We start from the raw sequence: 23557 nt of genomic DNA, 5'->3' as shown, positions 1-23557 counted from the left end.
GTAAAGCGGTGTGACTCGCCGCTTTACTGACACCTGCTCTATTTACCAATAATATCAACATCAGACTTTTTCACTCCGCTCAGTCCATAACTATGTAATTTGGAACGAGACCCTTCTCCGTGTGCTTTTGGCGGATAAAACAACACCTTTTTTTCTGGGAATGCGTCTAATACTTCGTCTAGTGCAGCTCTAATTTCACTTAGTGTTTTTTCTAAACTATTGGTGAAGTTTGGCCGTTTTCTTATAGTATGACCAAGCTCAACTAAACGATAAAAGTATTTATCCGCGAGATCCAATAACTCTTTTGGCATCTCTTTGTTTTGGTTGAGAATAGTGTCAGGGTTTACCTCGCAAAACTCAACAAGTGCCAAATAAAAGCATAATGGTTTATTGGCTAATTGAACACTGACTAATTTGTTTCTATTCGTTGTTACTGTTTTTGAGTACAAATCAATAACAAGCTTAAATTCCGGCAACTTCTCTAGTGTTTGATTTGAACTTACCTTTGCCTCAATACCTTTTCTTCTCACCCAGTTGAACACTGCAACGCCGATAAACGCCATAATCAGTGGAAAAATATAGGCTGATTTTGGTTTGGTATCATCTAATGAGACCGCAATATAGAAGTTTCTGTGCGGCGCAGACAATGTTAGCACTTCACTTTTTTCACCCTGTCCTGCTCCAGACGTATTAATATCAAGAACAGTTAAACGGGCATCTTGAGCGTCTAACACAGTATTGAGTGAGTTTATATATTCTCTTAACTCAGTTTCATTACCTGCGTAATGTAAAAAAGGATCTGCGACAGGTAAACGATTCATATCAATAGCAACACGAAGCGCAACCGCTTCTTTTTGTTGCTTCAAAACCCGTTTAGTTTCAATACTTTGAGAAATGTAGAAAATACCGCTAAACAATAACGCCAAAGCAATAAAAACGGATATATTGCGCTGGCTAATTTCCATCTTCTTCTCCGATAAAGCCATAAGGTAAGGCTTCACATTGCCAGTATCTATCTACCTTATCAAAGTAACTAGATGTTCTTAATTGAGCCACCTGGTTAATAATTCCCTGCATTGCACAAGCCAAATCAGTGTTATTGTTGTTCATTTTTAAATACCATTTACTGCCACTAACATTATTTGCAATTGGCGTAATGTAATTCTTTGAAAACCGCTGCTCATCTTCTTCGGACCAATAAGAAGCTATAATATCAACTTCGCCAGCAGCTAACCGATCCCGGAGCGCTTGATGCGAGCTTAAATAGGTAATATCGAGTGCATTGATATCGATATCTAACTCTTTAAATGCACTTTTTGGTAATATGTGGCCAGAGCGGCTTGTTGGATAGTCAAGCAAACCTATTTTTTTATCTAAGAAATACGATTTAGATAATTTAGGTTTTTCTGTGTTTGAGATAAAAAAGGCGGAATAAGCCGGATAACCGATAACAGGCTTATAACTATGCGTTGATTCAGCCATCAAAGCCGACATGATATTGTCTTTCGTTAAAATAAGATCGGCGATCCCCTTAGCAAGGAACTCTATTTGCTCAGCGAGACTTCCTCCCCAATACACTTTCACCTGCCCATATTGCCTAGTGACCACTTCATCTTCACACGCTCTAACTAATACGTCTAACGCGAGACTTTTAATCGGAACATGTATTTTTAACGTGTTGATATTAGACACTGAACGTGTTTTGCAGGTATTTGAATACTGGACGACGGGATCAAGAGCTAGAGGCTTTGCCGATATTAACCGAGCCCCTAAAATCCAGCACAATAATGCGCTTATAAACAACAAAGATACAATTGTTGATTTACCAGTCAAAATGTTACTATATATCACTAATTAGAATAACCTATCCTTTCTTGACCGCTATTAGATCAATTTTCTTTACTCATTGCAATAGGTAATTTTACCAATAACTCGTAAATATATGAATTTATTACTTTATTGACAAGAAATTATGAATCTTATTGAGTCCTTTTATTTTGTTGAAAAATACGGACAATTGGCCTCACTTTTCGGTTGGGAAGATCGTTCCCTTTTCTACAAGAGATACAAATGTTACGTAAAAGCTTGTCATTACTTTTCGCTGTAGGGATGACTATAACGACGTCAAGTGCACACGCCTGGGGTCAAAATGGTCATAGGATCATTGGCGAATTGGCTGAGGCACATTTAACCGAGCAGACTCGCGTTGCGATTCAACCTTTATTAGAAGGTGACTCTCTGGCTGAGATTTCAACGTGGGCAGATGAGATGCGTTCGGATCCAAGCACATTTTGGCGTAAACAATCTTCAAAGTGGCATTACATCAATATCGACAACCCAAAGGCAATGCACGAGCATGTTCATGCCGATTTGAATGACAAAGAAAAAGTAAAACACATCCTAGACGGTATCTACTACTCCATCAATACACTAAAATCAAAATCTAAGTCAATCGATGAAAAGCGTTTTGCATTCCGTTTCCTAGTTCATCTTGTAGGTGACAGCCACCAACCATTTCACGCAGGTCGCGGTAAAGACCGTGGTGGTAACATGATTAAAGTAAAGTTTTTTGGCAGTGATTCAAACTTACACAGCACTTGGGACACCAAATTAATCGAAAATGAAAACCTTTCATTTACAGAATTCACACGTTTTATTCAAACCACAAATAATGAAATAATTGCTGAATACTTAGACAGCTCGCCAGCGGATTGGTTGCTTGAGTCAAATAATATTGCTGAAAAAGTTTATAACAGCAATGAAACTGAAATAAGTTACGGTTACATTTATAAATATATGCCAACAGTTAAATTTAGGCTGCAACAAGGTGGCATTAGATTAGCTGGCCTATTAAACCAAATTTATGATCCTAATTCTAAACCGCTGGTTTCATCATTGAAGTCAGCAAATAAAATAACAGTTAACCATTAGTTTAAAATAACCTACTAACACGGGAAACAACATAATGAAAATCCAACTTCGCAAAAATGCACTTACGCTTGCTATCGCTGCAAGTTTAGGCATGAGTGGCATGGCGGTTGCGGCAGATACATCTTCGTCTATTAAAGGACAGATTGTAGGACCTCAAGGTAATCCAGCTGCAGACACTAAGATTATCATCGTTCACGAACCGACAGGTACACGCCGCGTTGTTACAACGAATGACACTGGTACGTACAACGCATCAGGTCTTCGCGTTGGTGGTCCATATACCATCACTATCGACTCAAACAAATTCCGTGACGCTGAGCTGCGTAACGTTTACCTATCACTAGGTGAAGCACAAAAGATTGACCAGCAGCTAAGCGAATTGCAAATGGAGTCTATCGTAGTTACTGGTACTCCAGTACTATTTAACTCATCTGCAAACGACACTTATTACGGTGCAGATGCAATTAAGAGCACGCCAAGTATCAACCGTGATATTAAAGATGTAGTAAGAAATAACCCGCTAGTTGTTATCCAACCTGGTAATGACAGTGCGATGACAATCGCAGGCTCAAACCCGCGTACAAACTCTATTACTGTTGATGGTATTCCGCTAAACGATGACTTCGGTCTTAACTCTGGTGGTTACCCTACACAGCGTAACCCCTTCCCTCTAGACGCGCTTGACCAAGTAACAGTTCAAGTAGCACCAACAAATGCTAAATCAAGTGGCTTTACTGGTGGTAACGTTGACGCGGTATTTAAGTCTGGTACTAACGAAATTACTGGTAGCGTTTTCTATGAGAAAATGACTGACAGCTGGGCTGGTACGCCTAAAAACGAAGGTAAAGAAGTTCCATTAGAGTTTGAAGAAGAGAACTACGGCTTCTCAGTCGGTGCGCCTCTTATTGAAAACAAACTGTTCTTCTTCGGTGCTTACGAAAAGTATGAATCTCCTCAGTCAATTGAGTGGGGTCCAGCAGGTTCAGGTATCGGCGCTAACGAAACTAACATCACACAAAACGATTTAGCAGCTGTACGCAAAATTGCTTCTGAAGTATATGGTGTTGATACCATCGGTGGTGCAGACACACAACCACAACTGGAAGATGAAAAATACATCATCAAACTAGATTGGAACATCAACGACTATCACCGTGCAAACTTCGTATATATGTTCAATGAAGGTAACCGCACAAACAACATGACTCAAAGCTCAAACGAGCTACGCTTGAGTACTCATTGGTACAATAAATCAGAGAAACTAAATAACTTCAGCTCAACACTATACTCGGACTGGACGGATGATTTCTCAACACAAATCAGTCTCACAAGCAAGTCTGTTGAAACTGGCCAGGTTTCACTTGATAGCGCTTTAGGTCTAGGTGATATTAAAATATCTAATATAGATGTGGACGGAGATGGAACAAAAGGTGATATTAGCTTTGGTTCAGATGAAAGCCGTCATTCAAATTCACTAGAAAACGACCTAACAACATTCAAGTTTGACGGTACTTACCTGCTTGACGAACATACACTAGAGTTCGGTATTAAGTATGACATTCTAGACGTTGAAAATCTTTATTTAGATGGTTCTAAAGGTGTTGTCGAGTTTGACAGTCTTGAAGACTTTGCAGGACGCCAAGTAAAAGATTATTCATACTCGAATGGTGTAGGTAATGATCCAAGTAGAGTCGCAGCTGCGTTCAAACGTAAAGACCTAGCTTTATACATTAACGACCGTTGGGATTTCAGCGATGAACTAGCATTTAGCTTTGGTCTTCGTTACGAGCGTTTAGGCTCTGACGACAAACCTGCTTTCAACGAGGAGTTATTTGAAAGTACAGGTTATGACAACACTTATAACCTAGACGGCGCTGACATTTGGTTGCCTCGTGCAGGTTTCACTTATTACATGAACGAAGACGTCACTATCCGTGGTAGCGTAGGTCGTTATGCTGGTGGTAACCCTAACGTTTGGATATCTAACTCATATTCGAATGACGGTATAAGCCGACAAGACTTCGGTAAAAAGGATTTTGTAGCACCGAGTAACATCCTAAACAATATTTTGCCTGAAGCAGTTGATGGTATAAACCAAGCTAATAACGGTTCAGTTTCAAACTTTATCGATCCTAACTTCGATATTCCATCACAGTGGACATATATGCTAAATGCAGATGTAACACTTGATATCCCAGGTCTTGGTGACGGATTCGCTTGGACAACGACAGCAATCTTCACTGATAAAGAAAATACTGCAGAGTGGGTGAATGCTCGACTTCTTAATGGTGCAAATCGTCTAGATGCTGAAGTGAACTCTACAATTGATGGGGAGCTTCCGTTCTATAACACAAAAGAACTGGATATTATGCTCACTAATGCAGACGAGAATGGCCGTTCAATTATATTAAGTACAGGTCTTTCTAAAGAGTGGGACAATGGCATTAAGTTTGACATGTCTTATACTCATCAAGATATCACCGAAGGTAACCCTGGTGGTTCTTCTACAGCACGTAGTAACTACCGTTATGGTCACTTTTTAGATCATCAAGAAACACAAATTGGTACTTCGACATATGAAACTGAACACCGCTTTGTACTAAATCTTGGCTACTCAACAGAGTTCATTGAAAACTATAAAACGAATTTCAATCTATTCTTTGAACGTCGTTCAGGTTCGCCGTATAGCCACATTGCGAGATGGACAAGTCTGACAGATGAGAGATATTTCAATGAAGACCTTATTCAGCCTACAGGATATGGTGCAGCGCGAGGCGGGAATTACCTAGCTTATGTTCCAACAGCTAACGATCCTAATGTACTTCGTTATGAAGGTGTTACCGAAGCAGAAGTACTAGCTCACTACAAAGAACTTGGCTTATCGGGTTACGCTGGCGGCTTTGTTGACCGCAGTGCAGGAAAATCACCTTGGACTACGACGATGGATCTGTATGTTTCTCAGGAGCTTCCGGGCTTTACAAAAGATCATAAAGGTGAAGTCTACTTTGTAGTTAATAATTTACTTAATCTGATTGACTCTTCAGCAGGTAAGGTACATGTTCAAGATTTTGGTACTAACCGTGTTATTGAAATGGATATTGACCAAGCTACAGGTAAGTACATTATAGGTGAAACTTCTCTTGATAAGAGTAAATTTGAGGCAGAAGACTCAACTTACCGCATCAAGATCGGCGTACGCTACAACTTCTAAGTTTTGACACGAGGGGAAGAATGGTTCTTCCCCTCTTTTTATAAAAGGAAAATTTGAAATGAAACTTAAGTTAATCTCCCTTGCAATTCTAGCAACTTCTTCATTAGCAAACGCAGCTGGATACGAAACTGAATATGTCGGAGAAAAAACGATTAATATTCAATCGACTAATCAAGCGCAATTCATGGACAATATACTAGACAAAATTGAAAAAGGTGCAAAAAAGAAAATAGCATCCCTCTTGCTGAATGCAATCTTTGGTAGCTCAGGTCCAAATTATGCCACCTTATCTCAAGAGTCACTGTAACAGATTGAGAATATAGTAAATAGCTCAATTTTAGAAGCCGATGTGAAACGTGCTCTTGCGGATCTTGATTCTCTTGATGATGGTATAACTTTTTACAACTCTCTACTTACAAGTGGTAGCGAAGACTTCTATTACTTGACAGGCCTAGATAACGAGGCAAGAGACTTGATAAATGAATATATTTTCAAACAGGCTGGCAACGAAGACTTCTTCTTATTAACAGGAAGTTACGCAACCGTTATAACTCTCGCGATGGCAATAAAAACGGAGCTATACCTCAAAGGTCGGATCAGTCAAAGTACCTTAAAGAGCTATGCAGGCCAGTATAAGAAAAAATTACAAGTTTTAGTTAATGAAGCGACTTCTCATGTCCATTCTAAAGTTTATGGAAATTTAGTCCCAGATGATGGTTTTGAATCACGAGCTGTCATTTATGACCTATTTGAAAGTTCGCAACCAGATTATATTTCTGTTCCACCTAGCCGAGAAGGCTTAGAAGAATTATATGATAGAATCGATAACAAGAGAGAGTATTATATCTCAAATATTGTGGGCGAAGCGCGAAGTGTACTTGCCACGTTAGATAGAGTAGAAAATAATTAGTTTTACTTTTAAAGCATCAAATATTTGCACTTAATTAGTTAATATCTCATTGGTCAACACTAGTTGACCTTTTTTACAGTAAAGCTATAGCTGCACACAGCAACAGGAATATGCAGAAAGCAAACTATAAAGCCAGAAAACTAACGTTTCATTCAACCTTACTTTGAAGCGTCATTAACAGCCCAATAAAATTCTCTTTCTGCTCATCGCTAAAACAACTAAGTAGCTCAGTTTCCCATGCCAATGCAAGCGGCGTTAACATTTGATAAAGCACTCTTCCTTGTTCTGTCACTGCAATAGTTTTTGCACGTTTATCACTTGGACTCACTAACATCTCAATCAACTCTCGGTCTTGTAACTGCTTAATTGCTCTTGAAACGGTTGATTTATCCATGCTTGCCAGTTCGCAAATGTGCTTAGCGGTGATCCCCTCCTTCTGTATTGCGTGTGATAACACCCGCCATTGTGGCTGCGTTAACTCTCCCTTTTGTTCATAGACGTGTGCAAAGTCATTGCTCACTTTTGTTGACAGTGAAACGAGCTGATACGGCAAAAATTCATTTATATTCAGCAGCTTTTCATTATTTTTAGACATTATTTTACACTCCCAACTGTCACTATAACTTTACAGAGCGACTAGATGACAAATATTGAAAATACTCTCACATGAGAGTATCTTACTATAAAACACAAAGGAGTCGAGACACATGAGCCAAGAACTTCAATATTTAACTGGATTTGGTAATCAATTTGAAAGTGAAGCACTGCCGGGCGCTTTACCTATTGGTCAATTTTCACCGCAAAAAGTAAAATACGATCTTTATGCAGAGCAATATAACACCACCGCTTTTACAGCGCCTCGTGCTGATAATCGTCGAAATTGGTTCTACCGTATTCGCCCTTCTGTTTTACAAGGTGAATATGAAGCGAAGGATAATGGCCTATTGCGCACGGCACCAATAACTGAAGCCGTTACTCCCCCTTCCATGTTGCGCTGGAACCCTATCGATATACCACAAGAAAAAACAGATTTTATCGATGGCTTAGTGACGATGGCAGCTAACGGCAGTGCCAATGGCCAAAGCGGGATTGGTATTCATGTTTACGTTGCTAACGCATCAATGGAAGGTCGTTATTTCTATAATGCGGATGGCGAGTTGTTGTTCGTCCCGCAGCAAGGTGAACTCATTTTACACACTGAGTGTGGAAAACTCGCAATTAAACCAGGTGAGATTGCCGTTATCCCTCGTGGTATCAAATTCAGTGTAGAGCTTTTAAGCGATACGGTGCGTGGTTATATTTGTGAAAACTACGGACACCCTTACATATTGCCTGAACGAGGCCCCGTTGGTGCGAATGGCTATACCAACGAACGTGACTTTCAATACCCCGTTGCCGCCTTTGAAGACAAAGAAGGCGATTTTGAACTCGTTGCAAAGTTTAATGGTAATTTGTTCCGCTGTGAGATTGGCCACTCACCGCTTGATGTGGTTGCATGGACAGGTAATAGCGCCCCATACAAATATGATTTAGCACGATTTAACGTAATGAACACCGTAAGCTTTGATCATCCAGATCCGTCAATCTTTACTGTACTGACTTCTCCATCAGGCACACCAGGTGTTGCAAACGTAGACTTTGTGATCTTCCCACCGCGCTGGATGGTGGCAGAAAATACATTCCGTCCGCCTTATTATCACCGTAATATCATGAGTGAGTTTATGGGCTTAATTGAAGGGGTATACGACGCCAAAGAACATGGTTTTGTGCCCGGTGGCATGAGTCTACACAACTGTATGTCTCCACATGGACCAGAAGCGGATGTATTTGAAAAGGCGAGTAATGCAGAGCTTGCACCACAGCGCTATGAAAACACACTCGCGTTTATGTTTGAGTCACGTTACATTATCTCTCCAACTAAGTATGCTTTAGAAGGCAAAGCGCGTCAGCCTAACTATGCTGATTGCTGGAAAGGCATTAAAAAGTACTTTAAAGGAGCATAAAGATTATGTTGAAACTCTATACTTATTTTCGCTCATCTGCAGCCTATCGTGTGCGTATTGCTTTAAATCTTAAAGGATTAGACCACGAGTTAGTCCCAGTAAACCTGCTTAAATCGGAGCAAAGCGGCGAGGCATATTTAAGTAAAAACGGTCAAGGGTTACTACCGGCTCTTGAAACTGAGCATGGCGTTCTTGCACAATCTTTAGCAATATTGGAGTGGCTAGAAGAAACCCAAACAGGCCAAGCATTGCTACCACAAGATCCTTGGCAAAAAGCGCAGGTAAGAAACTTTTGCTACGCCATAGCCTGTGATATCCACCCTATTGATAACCTGCGTGTGCTTAAATATCTCTCAAGTCAGCTAGGTGCATCTGATGAGCAAAAAAATGAGTGGTATCGCCACTGGGTTATCGAAGGCTTTAAAAAGCTAGAACCTATGATAGGCGACGGTCAATTTTGCTTTGGCACGGAGCCCACACTTGCGGATGTTTGTTTAGTACCACAAGTGTTTAATGCCCTGCGCTTTAAAGTAGATATGACTGAGTTTCCTAAGATCAGTCGAGTGTACGAATATTGTAATATGCTTAGTGCGTTTTCTGATGCGGCGCCTGAAAATCAATTAGACGCACAATAAGGCTAGTAAACGATAAGCCAATTAAAAAGAGTGACATGTTAAGCATATCACTCTTTCAATCAAACGAACGTTTGCTATTTCAACGCGCTATAGACATGATCAAAATGGCCAATAAGGTCGTGACCAAGATCAGTCAAATAACCTCCATCGGGGCTGTCAATGACCCCTTTTTCAAATAGCCGCATCGCGGCACCTTGTATACCTTCAGGCGCGCTGCTATGAATTTTTATCCCCTGATGCAAACTATGTCTTGGAAATCTAGCTAGTAAGGTCAACTCATCCAACAATTTTTGGTCTAATGCCATTGTCATTTTTCCTTATTCTTCTATAGTCATCTAACACTCTAGTTCAAAAAACCAAATTTGATGAAGTTTTTAATTTGTTTAATCACTGTTAATTTGATCTCACTGCCTGTTTTGGCGACAACGCCCGCTGATTTGAGGTTATATGGAGAAATACCAAAGCAAGTCTGTTGGTATGAAGGAAAGTCATATAGCGAAGGCGCACTATTGCTACAGTTTGACATGCTGTTTGTCTGTGCAACGAAAAAATACAACGAAGACAATGGCAAACTTGTGTGGGTAAAGGCTGATGCGTCTGGTGCACCAATTAGACCTGAAATTTCGGATAAAATTAGGGTAAACTAGGCGTAATATCTAAAGTTATATAGAAGTAGAAGATGACAACCCAAGCAAATAACCCCCTTCACGGTATCAAGTTAGAAGAAATTATTGTAAAACTTGAACAGCAGCTAGGCTGGAAAGAAATGGCAGCCGCCGTAGATATCAACTGCTTCAAAGATAATCCAAGCGTTAAATCTAGTCTCAAGTTTTTGCGCCGCACACCTTGGGCAAGAACCAAAGTGGAGCAACTGTATCTAGATACCTTCCACGGTTTTCAGTGGCCAGATATAAAAAAATAACCTGTTTTCTCTAAGTTTATTTGGCTACATAAAGCACGTTGTAAGTTTCCTGAAGCTTATCAAGAATGTGCTTGGGAACATTTTTATTACAGGCTAGATAAAGAGACGTATTAAACTGATCTAATGTATATACCGGCTCAAGTAATTGAGCCGTTTGCTCTTTTGCACTTCGAAACCTAAACTGGGCATCGCTTAATATCACCAAATCAACAAAGTCTTTGCGCGTCTTGAGTAGCTCAAAAACCTTATCAAAAGAATTAATCAGGATCAGCTGCTTCCCTTCTTGAAAACCATGTTCCATTAAAAATTGGTGGCTAAAATTGTCTCGGATCACCGCTGTTCGATAAGCTTGCGCATCTTCTAGTTTATTCAGCTTGATTTTGCTTTCACGTAGCGCATAAAAAGAGGTGGTAAAAGTGTCAATGGGAAATACCCAAGTAAACTCATTTTCGCGGATGGTATTTCTGGCTGTTGAAAACACACAGGTATCTTCTTTTCTTAATGCAGCATTATAGGCTGCAGGCCATGAAAGTACGTTGATGGTGTAATCAATGCCAGAGTCATCAAGCACCGCCCTGACTTTATCCGCTGAACGCCCAATTAGTTCTCCTTTTTCATTAAGGTATTGGAAGTCAGGAAAGTTCTCAGTGACTATATTTAGCGTGTAGGCAAGCGCACTGAAACTCATCAGCAAAATACAAAGACCAAAAGAGCGTGCACCCTTCATGAAACTCTCCCCATAGCTACTTGAATAATATAGTCTTAACTTAAAGGTTGAGCAATTTTTAAAGAGATAGAATGGCTTCTTGTAGATGGGAGTTATGGGTAACTTATCGAAGTGAATGAGTGATAGGCAAGGATGCCCCTGCCTATCACAGAGCTACATAATTACTTTAGCTATTGTTGATAGCATCAATCAAAAATGCACTCAGCTTAGCACCTTCTTTAAGCGTGGTTTCTGAGCTCGTTTGTCCAACAAGAGAGCTATCGGTAAATGGGGCAATTTCCATCATGTCTGCACCTGTGATTTTAAACTCACCACGCAGCGCTTGTAGAATTAACATCGCTTCGTCTGGAGTCATACCGCCTGCCTCTGGAGTACCCGTTGCAGAAGCAAACTCTTCATCAAGTGCGTCAATGTCAAAGCTAACATAAAGCTCTTCAACACCGTCAGCCTTTAGCTGTGCAATAACTTCATCTACAATCGCTTGTGCACCACGCTCTCTGATCTCATGAGCCCAATGCTGCTTAACACCGAATGTAGACTCCCAATGAGACTTAGGTTTGCCACTCGAGCGGATCCCAAATTGCACTAAGTGATGGGGTCCAGGTAAAAACTCTAGAATATGCGTACACCAAGAGCCGAAGCATAAATCGATACCTAAGCGCTCAACAAGTAAATCCGTGTGAGCATCAAAATGGATAATCGCTGTTTTTACACCACGAGCACGCTTTGCTTTAAGATACGCTTTTGTTAACGGGTAGCTGATTGAGTGATCCCCACCAATGCCAAACACGCCTTTATCTGGGTAATTTTCGTAAAAGCCATCACACACATCTTCTGTAATAGATAATGGTGAGACGTAATACTCACTTTCAGGGTCAGCATAAAGTGCCTTTTGACAATTACTGATCGTGCTCTCGTTTAAATATTTGTCGTGTAGTAAATGTGGAATAACACGCACATCGCCAAGGTCAAACGCGCTCGTTTGCGGCTGTTGCTCAATTAATGTCGAACGCAAAAATAGTGGACCCCAGTTAGCGCCGCGTAAAATACCACCGCCACAATCCGAACTGATCCCAAGAATTGCCGCTTTATGTTCACTTTCGCCCAATTTTTCCAGTGACGCTTTCCATAAAGTATCAACACCTTCTGTTTGTCCATATAGCTTTTGTCTTAGCGCGTCTTTTCTTTCTTTCGCTGTGTTTACTGTAAACACACCATCACCCGGTGGGCATAAACAGTGCTCAAGTTTTTTATGGAATTGTTTTTTGCTCTCAGACATCGCTATCCCCTCTTATATGCATAATCATGCGACCCAGAAAAATCTTCCCTATTGCGCTTTATATTTTGCTTCACACACAAAATACGATTGGCTTGAAATGAGTAAAAACGATAAATTAAAAATAAAAAACCTTATAAATCAAAAGGGGTTATTAATTTCTAAGTTCGCTTTCGGAAGACATTGACTGCTCACTAGGTCGTTGTTGCAGCACATATAACAGGTTCAAATAGGAAGTCAACCGCAGTACCAACAATGCGCGTTGAGGCTGCGGTTGTTTATTCATAGAGGGTGTTTAGTTATTCGTAGTGGCGTGGCACTTTTGTTTTAATTACAGCGATATAGCCATGCCAACTTGCGTACGCTAGCAGCGGCATAATAACGATAAACCCAGCCGTTCCAGTTGCAAACCCAAGCATCACCATGAACACTAAGATCCCACACCACACCACCATAGCGCCGACATTTTCCTTCACCGCATGCATTGAGCTTATTACAGCAGTCATAATATCCACTCGGCGCTCCATCATTATTTGCGGGGTAAACGCTGAGATCGCAAATACACACACCAATAAAATGCCCCCCACTATAGAGCCGAGTGCTAAAAATGCCGAAAGTTGTTCAAACGTTGGATTCGGAACATTTGGATATAATGCATGGATAAGCGCAGCTAGGCGCATCCAAACAATCATAATGACCATCAGTAACACCGCAAACCCCCACTCGCCGGCCGGATTACGGAACATTGACTTAAGGCTGTGTGATAATGTTGGTTTATGGCCCTTTTCCAACTCCCACGCGACATCATACAAGCCTGCAGCGAAAGCAGGCCCAATAAGCGCAAAGGCGACAGCGGCAGGCAGAATTACCAAGTGAGTACCTGATTGGTACACTAACCACATGATAAAAGCAGGTATAAGGGTAAAAATAAGTCCATACACTAGGCTAAGTAATGGCGCATTCGCAATATCTTTAAACGCTAATGCGAGCCAGTGAAACGGCGCCATGGTTGGAACTTTGTTGCACTCAAAGCAACGCGCAAATTCGTTATCTTTATTTATAGAATGTGTAGCAGGCATAACCATTCCTCATTGTTGCTCTCATGTTAAGGTTTAGTGGAACATCGACAATCCTGCAAGCTATCCCGAGCTATAATAGCAACTACATTAATTCTCTAACCAATTTGAAGGGCAAAATATCATATAAGCTTCGTTAAAAATTTCTCATTAAGAACAACTAAATAGCAAAATTTTTGCCTTGCCTATATGGATTTAGGTACCTTATGTTGTGATTGATTAGCGGTAGCAGCACGCAAGAGCGGTACTACAAATGCAACTTCCCCACTTAAAAATAATTTACTTACTTCGGTTGCTATAATTTAAACACGTCACGCTTAAATAGGACATCTGTCCTGTACTTGATAGGCATTAACTATAAACATTACGCTTTAATTATAACTAAGGTTTACTATGGAAAAGGTATTTCACTTAGGTCTTACGAAAGCCGACCTACAAGGCGCTTCACTGGCAATTGTTCCGGGTGATCCCGAGCGCTCAAAACGCATCTCCGAATATCTCGATTCTCCTGTCTGCTTAGCACAAACTCGCGAATTTCATATTTACCTTGGCTTTTTAAATGAAAGTCCTGTGGTAATTTGTTCAACAGGTATAGGCGGCCCATCAACGTCAATCGCAGTTGAAGAACTAGCACAGCTTGGTATCACTACCTTTTTACGCATAGGTACAACTGGCGCTATCCAACCACATATCAATGAAGGTGATATTTTGGTGAGCACGGCATCAGTGCGTTTAGATGGCGCTAGCCAGCACTTTGCGCCTATCGAGTTTCCTGCGGTTTCTGATTTCCACACCACTTCGGCAATGGTACAAGCTTGTGAATCGTTGGGCATTACTCATCACGTTGGGGTCACTGCGTCTAGCGATACTTTCTACCCAGGGCAAGAACGCTACGACACATATTCAGGCTACGTAAGAAAAGCGTATCAAGGTTCGTGTGCAGAATGGCAAAAGCTTAATGTGATGAACTATGAGATGGAGTCTGCGACGTTGTTTACCATGTGTGCAGCACTTGGATTGAAAGCAGCTTGTCTTGCGGGCGTTTTGGTGAATAGAACACGCCAAGAAATCCCAAATGTCGACCATCAAGCTGTTGAAAAGAAAGCCGTCACTGCAGTATTAAAAGCAGCTGAACTGTTACTTTCGAAATAATAGCGCTAAGCGTAGAGATTGAGTGACTACTCAATCTCTATATGTGTAAGCAAATGCTCGGCATTGTATGCCTTTAATACTGCTAAGCTTACTTGCAACTGGTTAGCACAGCCCTGCTTTTCTAGCAAAGTGATCCCTACTACATTTACCTCAGATAATACTTTACCCGACATCGCTAATTGACTTAGTGCACTTTGTAATGGCGATAAGCTTGGGTTATAAGCCGCATTTTCAGCATAACGCCCATAAAAGCACTCGCCAGTGTCTAGTTTAATTTCCACCGCACTTTGATTGTGTGTGTAGGGGCAATAAGCGTGCAGATAATGCTGATAAAGCGCCGCACTGATTGATGCTGGCGATGTTTCATTCGCAGCAAGATGTTGCACTTGAGAAAAGAGTTTTTCACTGTTGCCCAGATCGTCCGGACCAAACGAAGTCGGCAGCAAATCACACAACGAGGTTTTGCCTGTCGGCAATAAAATTTCAAGCTCCTTAGCGGTGCTTAGCTCATTCATAAATTGGCGACAAAATCCGCAAGGCGCGGCATTGATCGTCATTTTAGATATTTCCGTGGCACCATTTAACCACGCATTGTTAATTGCCGCTTGCTCGGCATGAACAACCAAAGAAAGCGCTTGATGCGAAAATTCTAAATTAGCGCCTAAAAACGCTTGTTGAGATTTATCATCCCAAGCAATGGCACCAACATAAAATTGTGAAATCGGAGGCGTTGCAAACTCAGCCGCAACTTCAAGTAAAGCAGCCTCAAGCTCAGATCGAGATAAGTGAAAGCGGTTTTGATATTGTACTAGCTGGGAATAACTAAATATTCCACGATGGGCAATGGCGTATTGCGTTAACGCACTTTTTATTGATGGTTCTATCTTTGCCATATTGTTGTCATGTTTATCTATGGCAGGATAGTTTACGCAAGAGTTACAGCCGACTCAACCATTCTCTTGCAGATTTAAAACACTCAAAGTTTTCAGCGCTGATATTAAAACGCTTAATTTTTTGTAGAAAAAGGTCATGCATATAACCTTCAAAACCAACGACGCGCGCGATGTGTAGATTGCCAATATTATGCGCAACTTTTGGCATTATGTTCACAATATCAATCGCCGCAAAGCGGTGTTCAAGTTCACTCACATCCACTAATACTTTGCTACTATTATGCTTTATTGCATATAGATTGGCTTTCTCGTATGTCGAGACCACATCGTTTGCATTCGCAATGCCTCTGATCTTCATCATAATCAGATCATTACACTCATCAAATGTGACGCTAGTAGAAATTTTGTGCATGTATCGTAGACCCATCAACCGACAATTCTTGAATAAAACAAATAAAACGACTGGTTAAACCAGCCGCGCATTTTAAATCAATGAGAATTACTGTCAATAAATATACTAATAAAAAACCAATCAAAATAAAAAAACCAATCCATTGGGATTGGTTTTGTAGCTGTTATGCTTATAAATGTAAAATTTTACAAAAATAGATTATTCAAATTGTTGCACTAACCCGTGTTGCGCATTCCCGCCGCGATCCCTGTCATCGTGATCATAAGTGCCAGTTCCAAATCGTGATTGGTTTCTTCACGCACACGCTTTAACAGTTCTATTTGTAACAAGTTTAGAGGATCGGTATACGGGTTTCTCAGCCCAATTGATTCTTTGATCCAAGGTTGCTGTGACAACAACGATGACTCTGGCGCAAGGCCGCGAATAAGCTCGATGGCCTGTTGCAAGTTGTCTCTTAACTCATCCCCTAGGCCTATATACTCGTCACTAACTAAACTTGCATCATACATCTCGCTGAGCCAAAGGTCGGCTTTACAGAATACCATTTCGAGCATTTCTAAACGGGTTCTAAAAAATGGCCACTTTGCGCTCATTTCTTGCAGCATGTCTTTACCAAACGTTTCTACGGCAGCTTCAAGACCTTCTTTTGCCCCCAGCCAAGCAGGCAACATCAAGCGATTTTGACTCCATGCGAAAATCCATGGAATAGCCCTCAAACTCTCTACTCCGCCGTTTGGATTACGTTTAGAAGGCCTCGAGCCTAGCGGTAATTTAGACAGCTCTTGTTCTGGCGTTGCCATTCTAAAGTAAGGAACAAACTCAGGATTCTCTCGAACAATACTGCGATACTTTTTACAGGAAGCTTCACTAATCGCCTCCATTACCTCTACCCATTTCGGTTCGGGTCTAGGGGGCGGCAACAAATTACTTTGTAAAATCGCACTGGTATAAATAGATAGACTTTGCATCGCGACTTTAGGTAAACCAAATTTAAAGCGGATCATTTCGCCTTGCTCGGTTACTCGCAAGCCACTTTTTAGCGACCCAGGAGGCTGAGATCTCAGCGCTTGTGCTGCAGGCGCACCTCCACGACCAATCGTGCCTCCGCGGCCATGGAAAAGCACCAGCTCGATGCCCTTCGCATCAGCAAGGTTAACCAGCTTTTCCATTGCATCATACTGCGCCCATCCTGCCGCCATCATTCCTGCGTCTTTTGCAGAGTCGGAATAGCCGATCATGACATATTGCTTGGCACCAATCGTGCCTTTATACCAAGTGTTCTCAAATAACCCGCTGATCACTGATTGTGCGTTATTTAAATCATCCAGCGTTTCAAATAGCGGGGCTACCGGTAAGTTGAATTTACATCCACTTTCTTGGAGTAATAAATGTACGGCGAGAATATCTGAGGCACTTTGCGCCATTGAGATAATGTAAATGCCAAGTGCATTTTGGTCTTGATCCGCAATCGTTGTAAATGTCTCTAGCACCTCTTGAACATTGGAAGAAGGTTGCCAATGACGCGGCAGTAACGGTCGTCTCGAGCTTAGTTCGGTTAATAAGAAAGCTTGCTTGTCTGCTTCTTGCCACTGGGCATAATCGCCAAGACCCAAATAGCGTGTTAATTCAGAAAACACTTCGGTATGTCTGGCGGAATCTTGACGAATATCTAACTTACATAAAGACACGCCAAAGCAGTCAATTCGTCTTAATACATCCAACAATAAACCATCGGCAATATTAGCCATGCGACAATCAACCAACGAGCGATAACACGCCTCTAGTGGCTCTCTTATCTGTGAGACCTGTTTAATCTTGTCCTGATAATGAGAAGGCGTGCCTTTGATTTTATATTCCAATGCTGCAATGGTTTCTTCTACCTCAGCGCGTACTTGCTTTAGCACATGACGATAAGGTTCATTGCTGCCGTCCGCTCGCGCTATAAAGCTTGCGGATGCATTACTCATAGAAAGTTCTGCCCCCAAGATTTCTAGATCACGACGATATAAGTCAAGCGCCATCCAGCGGCCGTGATCAAGCACAGATTGCGTCACATGAGAAGTAACAAACGGGTTGCCGTCTCTATCGCCACCCATCCAAGAAGTGAGCTGGATAGGACTAAAATTGGCGGGTAGTTGTAAGTTTAATCGCGTTTTCACTTGGGCGTTGAAATACCGAACAAATTTAGGCACGGCTTCCCAAAGACTATTTTCGATAACCGCGAACCCCCACTTTGCTTCATCCAGAGGCGTAGGTCGCTTTTCTCTAATATCGCTTGTGTGCCACGCTTGTGAGATCAACTGCTCGATACGGTCAATGACCTCATCGTAGACTGGGTCCTCACCTGAGGTCACCTCAAGCACTTTCAAACATTCGCTCAGCTCGACGTGTTTATTGATGATGGTTCTGCGTGTTACTTCCGTTGGGTGAGCGGTTAGCACCAAATCGATTTTTAGTTTGCTTATTACATCTGCTACTTCGTTGAGTGTCAGCGCGCCAGCATCAACTTTACTTTGCAATTCATCTAGCGCCTTATCGACTTCGATCATCACGCCGTCTGGAGAGCCTGACTTTGAAATGGTGTGGAATTGTTCTGCGACATTCGCAAGGTTTAAGAAATGATTAAATGAGCGAGCAACGGGAAGTAGCGCTTCATCACTTAGGCTACGTAATGTGTCAATCAGCGCTTGCCTATCTGAATCATTACCGCTCCGCGAGGATTTTGCTAGGTGTCTAATTTCTTCAACTTTGTCTAGCGTCTCTTGACCCTGCGCTTGTTGAATAATTTGCCCCAACATTTGCCCCAAAAGGCTCACATTACTACGTAGGCTTGCGTATTGCTCAGTCATACAATCTCCTTGATGAAAAGATACTCGAACTCCACTATACCGAGAATAAATTGATTTGCGAACGATCTATTTTCAAGACGTTAACGTAATAACATGACAAAGATAAGTATTATTCGAGTGAGCGAATGATTGTATTTTACGATGGTAACTGTCCGCTGTGTGTAGGGGAAATGAATGAACTTAAACGTTTCGATCAACACAATAAAATTGATTTAGTGAACATTCACGATAATCGCTTCTCTACCGAGTTTCCTGAGATAGAGCATAAAGCGGCTATGGCTAAACTCCACGGTTATGATAGCCAAGGCAAGCTCATTGTAGGACTAGATGTTACCGCAGCGGCTTGGGGTCAAGTTGGCAAACATCGCTGGATAAAATTACTGAGATTACCCATCATCCGAACAATTGCAGACGGCGTTTACTTGTTTTTTGCAAGGCACAGAATGAAAATTTCTAAACTTCTGGCCCCAAATCAGTGCAGTATACAAAATAGTGGAGATTGCAATCGTGACTAACGTCGCCATCATAGTGATTGGTGCAAGTTCAGCGATCGCTGATGCCTTTATAAAAGCGCAAACCGAACAAAACCCCGACGTAAAAATCATCACGGTGTCTAGGCAAGCTAAAACGGCTCTACATGCCAATAACCTGCATTTTCAGTGTGATTATTCTAAAAAACAAATTCAACAAGTTGCGAGCCGTATTCTCGGGCAAGAGTTAACGATTAAAAGCGTCACCATTTTTAATGGCATACTCCATGACGAGTTTGATGCATTCCCAGAGAAAAAGCTTGAGGACATTGATCTTGAATACAGCATGGCGCTGTTTAATATCAATACCATGATCCCCATGCTTTGGTTACAAGCTTTACTGCCAGCCTTAAAAAGTAAGCAGCCATGCGTAGTTACGGCTCTCTCTGCTCGGATTGGAAGTATCAGTGACAACCGGATGGGCGGCTGGTACAGCTATCGCAGTTCAAAGACTGCACTTAATATGATGTTTAAATCCGCGGCTGTCGAGCTTGCGCGTCGGGCAAAAAATATTAAGCTCATTTTGTTCCATCCAGGCACGACTGACACGCCACTTTCAAAACCCTTTCAAGCCAATGTCCCGGATGAAAAACTCTTTACGCCGGAATTTGTGGCACATCAACTTAGCGGCATCATCGCAAATAGCCACCCAGATGGCACGGTGAGCTATGTTGACTGGCAAAATAAATTAATAGAATGGTGAACACATCATGAAATACTTCTCAAGTGACGATATTAAAACCTTAGACGAGCGTTATCGCGCATTGATGATAAATTCACTGTCGGGTTTCAAAAGCGCTAACTTAATTGGAACAGTTGATGAAACAGGTCAAGAAAACTTGTCTATCGTCAGCTCCGTTTTCCACCTCGGTGCCAACCCGGCACTCGTAGGTGTGATTTTTAGGCCTCATAGCGTACCTAGACACACACTGGAAAACATCTTAGCGACTGAAAAATACACCATTAATCAAGTCAATGTTCAAATTTATATGGCAGCCCATCAAACCTCAGCCAGATATGAAAAGCACCAATCAGAATTTGAGGAAACAGGGTTAACCGCCGAATATTTACATGCTTTTCCAGCTCCTTTCGTCAAGGAAAGCAGACTAAAATACGGACTTACACTCAAAGATCACCAAACCATCAAGCTCAACGATACCGAGCTGGTAATAGGCGAAATTGAGACGCTTCACGTTGAAGAAAGTGCTTTGCTCGAAGACGGCTATATTGATATCGAGGCACTCGATAGTATTGCAATTTCCAGTTTAGATGGTTACCACAGCACCAAACGTATTAATCGTTTGGAGTATGCTAAACCAAACCAACCAACCAGAATTAAGCTACTTGCCTGAGCCCCTTTACAAGGATTCCAAGAGCTCAAGTAATTCTTCGAGCTCTTCTTTAAAGTGCTTCTTTTGTTTGTCGCTCATGGTGTCTTTAAGTTTAACTGCGAGACTTGCATACTCTTTTATTCGCCTTGCTTGAATATCTAGGATGCGCTCAGGCAGCGCTGTGGGCGTAGTCACTATCGCTTGCTGCAACAGCTCAGGTGAAACTTGCTCAGTGCCGCTCAGTAACATAGCTTGTTTAAACTGGCTAAATCGTCTTTGTTCATGTGCACGCCAAACCTGACGCGAAAACTCGCCTTGCTCATAATATTCGTTAACAAGCTCCTTTTGTTTATCACTCAAATCACCAAGCCAACGCTCATAGCGGTTAAATTGGTCTCCCTCCTCCCAATCATCGTCCAACATTTCTTTTTCTATGTTGGCTATCAGCATTTCTCGCTGTTCACGGTTAAGCGAATTTAGGTGTGTTTCTAACTTAGGATATACGGCTTCAACGACGGAATACCAATAGTTTCGTGTGGTATACACCATATGCACCATGTCACGCTCTGTCATGGTTTGCCAGTGCTTCAACAGTGATTGGATGTGAGATTTGTATTTTGGTAGCTCTGACTGTCGATGCCACGCAACCAAAGATTCTACATCAGACTCCAGCTTTTCCTCTTGCTCATCCGTCAACTCAACATAATCGGAAATATAGTAACTCGCTAACCATCCTAGGTTGTTGTAGGCTAGCCTTTGACTACATCCAGCCAAACACAGTAAACATAATGCCAGTGCTATTAGTTTATTCATCCCATTGCCTCAATTTTTGTTGTTATCGTCATATATTAACGCAGTATCTGCCATTTTAGATTTGTATTTTGTAAATCTGTGTTTCTGGCATTAGAATAACTAACAACATAGTTAGCATAGCTACCTTAAGGAGGTCTATGATGTTAGGCAGAATTTCAAAAGCATGTATCGCCATTGCACTATTAAGCCAAGCACCTTTGGCAACAGCGGGATTGGAAGAAGGCATAGATGCACTCAATGCTGGCAGGTTCGAAGAAGCACTACAAGAATTCAATTATTTAGCTGAAATGAACTACGCCCCGGGCATTTATCAACTCGGTGTAATGTATGAAGGCGGCTACGGTGTCGTCAAAAATCCACGTAAAGCGGCAGAGTTATTTCAACAAGCCGTTAAACTTGGTGAAGCCGACGCAATGTTTGCGCTAGCAGTCATGTATGACGAAGGTCGCGGCGTTAAAAAAGATCGCTTTAAATACGTTGAGCTAATGACCAGAGCGGCAAACAAAAACATGCCAGCTGCGCAATTTAACGTAGCGCTGATGTATGCAAACGGTGACGGTGTACCGCAAAGTTACCGCCACGCACTTAACTGGTATGAAAAAGCCGCCGCAAACAACTACACCTTAGCCATGTTTAATTTAGCACTCATGTATTTTCAGGGCTTAGGAGTCGAGAAAAGTATTGAACGCTCGTACGTATGGAATACGTTAGCGGAGTTTAATGGTTATGCTGAAGCCACAAAGAGCCGAGTGCTCGACGAGAAACAGCTTTCTCCTTCACAAATCGAACAAGCAAAAGAACTCGCTAATAGTATTTACGAGCGAATTCAAGCCGGTAAATACGTAGCAGAAACACGTACTAAATAATCTAAGCTTAGATTAAGAAAAGTGTTAAACAATAGAGGTCTCCTGCGAGGCCTTTATTATTTTTCCTTATTAAGATTGGGTCAGTATCATCACACCTAGGTAACAGTCATGCTCATTGTTAACTGCGGCAATCTTTTTACATTGTTGAACTCGCTAACACTAAGGTAAACTAGCACTTCATCCATAATGAGCTGTGAAAATGAACCGCAAAAAGAAAATTTACGAAACCTTAAAGAAAAAAGACAAGCGTGCTAATGCTAAACTCCACAAAAGCAACAAACCGCGCTACATCTCAAAAGCAGAGCGTGAAAAAATCGCAGCCCAGCAAGACAGTGAGGAGTTAAATAGCGAAAACAATGAACATTAATTGCCCGAGTTTTGTGTCTGCTCGTCATTAACCGCTTTAATTTCAATCACATTTTAACTATGATTCTGCATTGCTGCCGACTTCAATCAATCTTCCAACGTTAGATGAGGATTTCTGCTCTCAAATTAAAATTGATTTGCTGGTTTGAACAGTGAAAATTCACACGTGTTCGGTGTTACTACTCCCATGACTCTGAGTCTTTGCAAACAAGGTGGATAATCGATGCAGGGCTTGACACCCAGAATGCCTGAAATCCTTCAGGTAACGGTTCGATTTCATCGCAGCGTACGACGCCAGCAGTTTTGAGGTGCTCTGACGCTGCCGCAATATCATTGGTAACAATCTCGAGCCATGTTTCGGCTTGGCTGATACCAGGTACGCTGTCGAGCCAGAGATTATTGGAGCCAAACTCAAAACCAACTGATGGAGCATGCTCTGTTATTTCTTTGAGGCCGATGACATCTCTGTAGAACTGAAGTGTTGCGTCGTACTGATGAGGCGGCAGCTTCATGGCGATATTACGACCAGCTGTGAACTTAACCTTAGTATTCATGTGAACTCCTTCCTGACTGAAACTGTAATCCTGTATCGTGTTAGCCTGAATATTGGGCTGAGCCAGCACACTCTCTAGCATCAGCTTTTTTATCTGTTGA

General features: G+C 41.7%; 26 protein-coding genes. 14 read left to right on the top strand and 12 right to left on the bottom strand.

Annotation, left to right across the window (positions count from 1 at the left end; translation table 11 throughout):
• Positions 1 to 38 precede the first annotated feature (38 nt).
• Together EXT47_RS19710 and EXT47_RS19705 are read right to left on the bottom strand one after the other, a co-directional pair.
• Positions 39 to 965, bottom strand: coding sequence for a hypothetical protein (locus EXT47_RS19710; RefSeq protein ID WP_130127385.1), 927 nt, complete (start codon positions 963 to 965; stop codon positions 39 to 41).
• Positions 955 to 1692 (bottom strand): PhnD/SsuA/transferrin family substrate-binding protein, encoded by a 738-nt coding sequence (locus tag EXT47_RS19705; protein WP_240701637.1) that lies wholly within the window; start codon positions 1690 to 1692, stop codon positions 955 to 957. The genes EXT47_RS19710 and EXT47_RS19705 overlap by 11 nt, the downstream gene beginning before the upstream one ends.
• A gap of 378 nt (positions 1693 to 2070) precedes the next feature.
• On the opposite strand from EXT47_RS19705, the gene EXT47_RS19700 reads away from it, so the two are divergent.
• Genes EXT47_RS19700 through EXT47_RS19685 form a run of 4 tightly spaced genes read left to right on the top strand, consistent with a single transcriptional unit; the run spans position 2071 to position 7052 of the window.
• The gene (locus EXT47_RS19700; protein ID WP_130127384.1) at positions 2071 to 2931 is read left to right on the top strand and encodes a S1/P1 nuclease; all 861 of its coding nucleotides are present in this window, start codon (positions 2071 to 2073) and stop codon (positions 2929 to 2931) included.
• Positions 2932 to 2965: 34 nt separating this feature from the next.
• Positions 2966 to 6142, top strand: a complete 3177-nt coding sequence (locus tag EXT47_RS19695) for a TonB-dependent receptor (protein ID WP_130127383.1) — start codon at positions 2966 to 2968, stop codon at positions 6140 to 6142.
• Between the two features lie 58 nt (positions 6143 to 6200).
• Positions 6201 to 6449, top strand: a complete 249-nt coding sequence (locus tag EXT47_RS19690; RefSeq protein WP_130127382.1) for a hypothetical protein — start codon at positions 6201 to 6203, stop codon at positions 6447 to 6449.
• A 42-nt stretch (positions 6450 to 6491) separates the two neighbouring features.
• On the top strand, positions 6492 to 7052 hold the full coding sequence (locus tag EXT47_RS19685) for a hypothetical protein (protein ID WP_130127381.1): 561 nt from the start codon (positions 6492 to 6494) through the stop codon (positions 7050 to 7052).
• Positions 7053 to 7200: 148 nt separating this feature from the next.
• On the opposite strand, the gene EXT47_RS19680 is transcribed toward EXT47_RS19685, so the two are convergent.
• A complete protein-coding gene (locus EXT47_RS19680) occupies positions 7201 to 7647 on the bottom strand; it encodes a MarR family winged helix-turn-helix transcriptional regulator (RefSeq protein WP_130127380.1) in 447 nt (148 codons plus the stop codon).
• Positions 7648 to 7759: 112 nt separating this feature from the next.
• Between EXT47_RS19680 and hmgA the strand changes: the two genes are divergently transcribed.
• Both hmgA and maiA read left to right on the top strand, forming a co-directional pair.
• A complete protein-coding gene (hmgA, locus tag EXT47_RS19675) occupies positions 7760 to 9055 on the top strand; it encodes a homogentisate 1,2-dioxygenase (protein WP_039495056.1) in 1296 nt (431 codons plus the stop codon).
• Between the two features lie 8 nt (positions 9056 to 9063).
• Positions 9064 to 9690, top strand: a complete 627-nt coding sequence (gene maiA, locus EXT47_RS19670; protein WP_188249453.1) for a maleylacetoacetate isomerase — start codon at positions 9064 to 9066, stop codon at positions 9688 to 9690.
• Positions 9691 to 9764: 74 nt separating this feature from the next.
• Here the strand turns inward: maiA and EXT47_RS19665 are convergent, their stop codons facing one another.
• On the bottom strand, positions 9765 to 9995 hold the full coding sequence (locus EXT47_RS19665; RefSeq protein ID WP_010373121.1) for a TIGR02647 family protein: 231 nt from the start codon (positions 9993 to 9995) through the stop codon (positions 9765 to 9767).
• 60 nt (positions 9996 to 10055) lie between these two features.
• On the opposite strand from EXT47_RS19665, the gene EXT47_RS19660 reads away from it, so the two are divergent.
• Positions 10056 to 10337, top strand: a complete 282-nt coding sequence (locus tag EXT47_RS19660; protein ID WP_010605335.1) for a DUF1496 domain-containing protein — start codon at positions 10056 to 10058, stop codon at positions 10335 to 10337.
• Positions 10338 to 10369: 32 nt separating this feature from the next.
• Positions 10370 to 10612 carry a VF530 family DNA-binding protein gene (locus EXT47_RS19655; protein ID WP_017216709.1) on the top strand — a complete coding sequence of 81 codons (243 nt, stop codon included), beginning with the start codon at positions 10370 to 10372 and terminating at the stop codon, positions 10610 to 10612.
• 16 nt (positions 10613 to 10628) lie between these two features.
• On the opposite strand, the gene EXT47_RS19650 is transcribed toward EXT47_RS19655, so the two are convergent.
• From EXT47_RS19650 to EXT47_RS19640, 3 genes are all read right to left on the bottom strand, one after another.
• The gene (locus tag EXT47_RS19650) at positions 10629 to 11339 is read right to left on the bottom strand and encodes a transporter substrate-binding domain-containing protein (RefSeq protein WP_039495054.1); all 711 of its coding nucleotides are present in this window, start codon (positions 11337 to 11339) and stop codon (positions 10629 to 10631) included.
• 166 nt (positions 11340 to 11505) lie between these two features.
• Positions 11506 to 12618: an arginase family protein gene (locus EXT47_RS19645; protein WP_039495053.1), complete on the bottom strand. Its 1113-nt coding sequence runs from the start codon at positions 12616 to 12618 to the stop codon at positions 11506 to 11508.
• A 296-nt stretch (positions 12619 to 12914) separates the two neighbouring features.
• The gene (locus EXT47_RS19640) at positions 12915 to 13694 is read right to left on the bottom strand and encodes a DUF2189 domain-containing protein (RefSeq protein WP_039495051.1); all 780 of its coding nucleotides are present in this window, start codon (positions 13692 to 13694) and stop codon (positions 12915 to 12917) included.
• Between the two features lie 390 nt (positions 13695 to 14084).
• On the opposite strand from EXT47_RS19640, the gene udp reads away from it, so the two are divergent.
• Complete coding sequence (gene udp / locus EXT47_RS19635) at positions 14085 to 14843, top strand: uridine phosphorylase (RefSeq protein ID WP_130127379.1); 759 nt, start codon at positions 14085 to 14087, stop codon at positions 14841 to 14843.
• Positions 14844 to 14869: 26 nt separating this feature from the next.
• Here udp and cdd read toward each other — a convergent pair whose 3' ends face one another.
• The 3 genes from cdd to ppc form a co-directional block, all read right to left on the bottom strand.
• Positions 14870 to 15736: a cytidine deaminase gene (gene cdd, locus EXT47_RS19630; RefSeq protein ID WP_039495049.1), complete on the bottom strand. Its 867-nt coding sequence runs from the start codon at positions 15734 to 15736 to the stop codon at positions 14870 to 14872.
• A gap of 43 nt (positions 15737 to 15779) precedes the next feature.
• Positions 15780 to 16097 (bottom strand): hypothetical protein, encoded by a 318-nt coding sequence (locus EXT47_RS19625; RefSeq protein WP_240701636.1) that lies wholly within the window; start codon positions 16095 to 16097, stop codon positions 15780 to 15782.
• 266 nt (positions 16098 to 16363) lie between these two features.
• Entirely contained in the window at positions 16364 to 18997 is a 2634-nt protein-coding gene (ppc, locus tag EXT47_RS19620) for a phosphoenolpyruvate carboxylase (RefSeq protein WP_039495047.1), read from the bottom strand.
• Between the two features lie 125 nt (positions 18998 to 19122).
• On the opposite strand from ppc, the gene EXT47_RS19615 reads away from it, so the two are divergent.
• The 3 genes from EXT47_RS19615 to EXT47_RS19605 are packed head-to-tail and all read left to right on the top strand — an operon-like array spanning position 19123 to position 20879.
• Positions 19123 to 19512 carry a thiol-disulfide oxidoreductase DCC family protein gene (locus EXT47_RS19615; RefSeq protein ID WP_083229841.1) on the top strand — a complete coding sequence of 130 codons (390 nt, stop codon included), beginning with the start codon at positions 19123 to 19125 and terminating at the stop codon, positions 19510 to 19512.
• A complete protein-coding gene (locus EXT47_RS19610; protein ID WP_130127377.1) occupies positions 19505 to 20230 on the top strand; it encodes an SDR family NAD(P)-dependent oxidoreductase in 726 nt (241 codons plus the stop codon). The genes EXT47_RS19615 and EXT47_RS19610 overlap by 8 nt, the downstream gene beginning before the upstream one ends.
• A gap of 7 nt (positions 20231 to 20237) precedes the next feature.
• Positions 20238 to 20879 carry a flavin reductase family protein gene (locus EXT47_RS19605; protein ID WP_130127376.1) on the top strand — a complete coding sequence of 214 codons (642 nt, stop codon included), beginning with the start codon at positions 20238 to 20240 and terminating at the stop codon, positions 20877 to 20879.
• Between the two features lie 6 nt (positions 20880 to 20885).
• Here the strand turns inward: EXT47_RS19605 and EXT47_RS19600 are convergent, their stop codons facing one another.
• Positions 20886 to 21671: a DUF6279 family lipoprotein gene (locus tag EXT47_RS19600; protein ID WP_130127375.1), complete on the bottom strand. Its 786-nt coding sequence runs from the start codon at positions 21669 to 21671 to the stop codon at positions 20886 to 20888.
• Positions 21672 to 21811: 140 nt separating this feature from the next.
• On the opposite strand from EXT47_RS19600, the gene EXT47_RS19595 reads away from it, so the two are divergent.
• Positions 21812 to 22537 (top strand): tetratricopeptide repeat protein, encoded by a 726-nt coding sequence (locus EXT47_RS19595; protein WP_039495039.1) that lies wholly within the window; start codon positions 21812 to 21814, stop codon positions 22535 to 22537.
• 199 nt (positions 22538 to 22736) lie between these two features.
• Positions 22737 to 22904 (top strand): DUF2986 domain-containing protein, encoded by a 168-nt coding sequence (locus EXT47_RS19590; RefSeq protein ID WP_084204271.1) that lies wholly within the window; start codon positions 22737 to 22739, stop codon positions 22902 to 22904.
• Between the two features lie 178 nt (positions 22905 to 23082).
• On the opposite strand, the gene EXT47_RS19585 is transcribed toward EXT47_RS19590, so the two are convergent.
• On the bottom strand, positions 23083 to 23457 hold the full coding sequence (locus EXT47_RS19585; RefSeq protein WP_039495037.1) for a glyoxalase/bleomycin resistance/dioxygenase family protein: 375 nt from the start codon (positions 23455 to 23457) through the stop codon (positions 23083 to 23085).
• Positions 23458 to 23557: the final 100 nt, after the last annotated feature.

The organism is Pseudoalteromonas sp. CO342X (assembly GCF_004208915.1).
GTDB classification, from domain to species: Bacteria; Pseudomonadota; Gammaproteobacteria; order Enterobacterales; family Alteromonadaceae; genus Pseudoalteromonas; species Pseudoalteromonas maricaloris.
The sequence above is the reverse complement of the archived record's forward strand: the minus strand, read 5'-3'. Positions and strand labels throughout refer to the sequence as shown.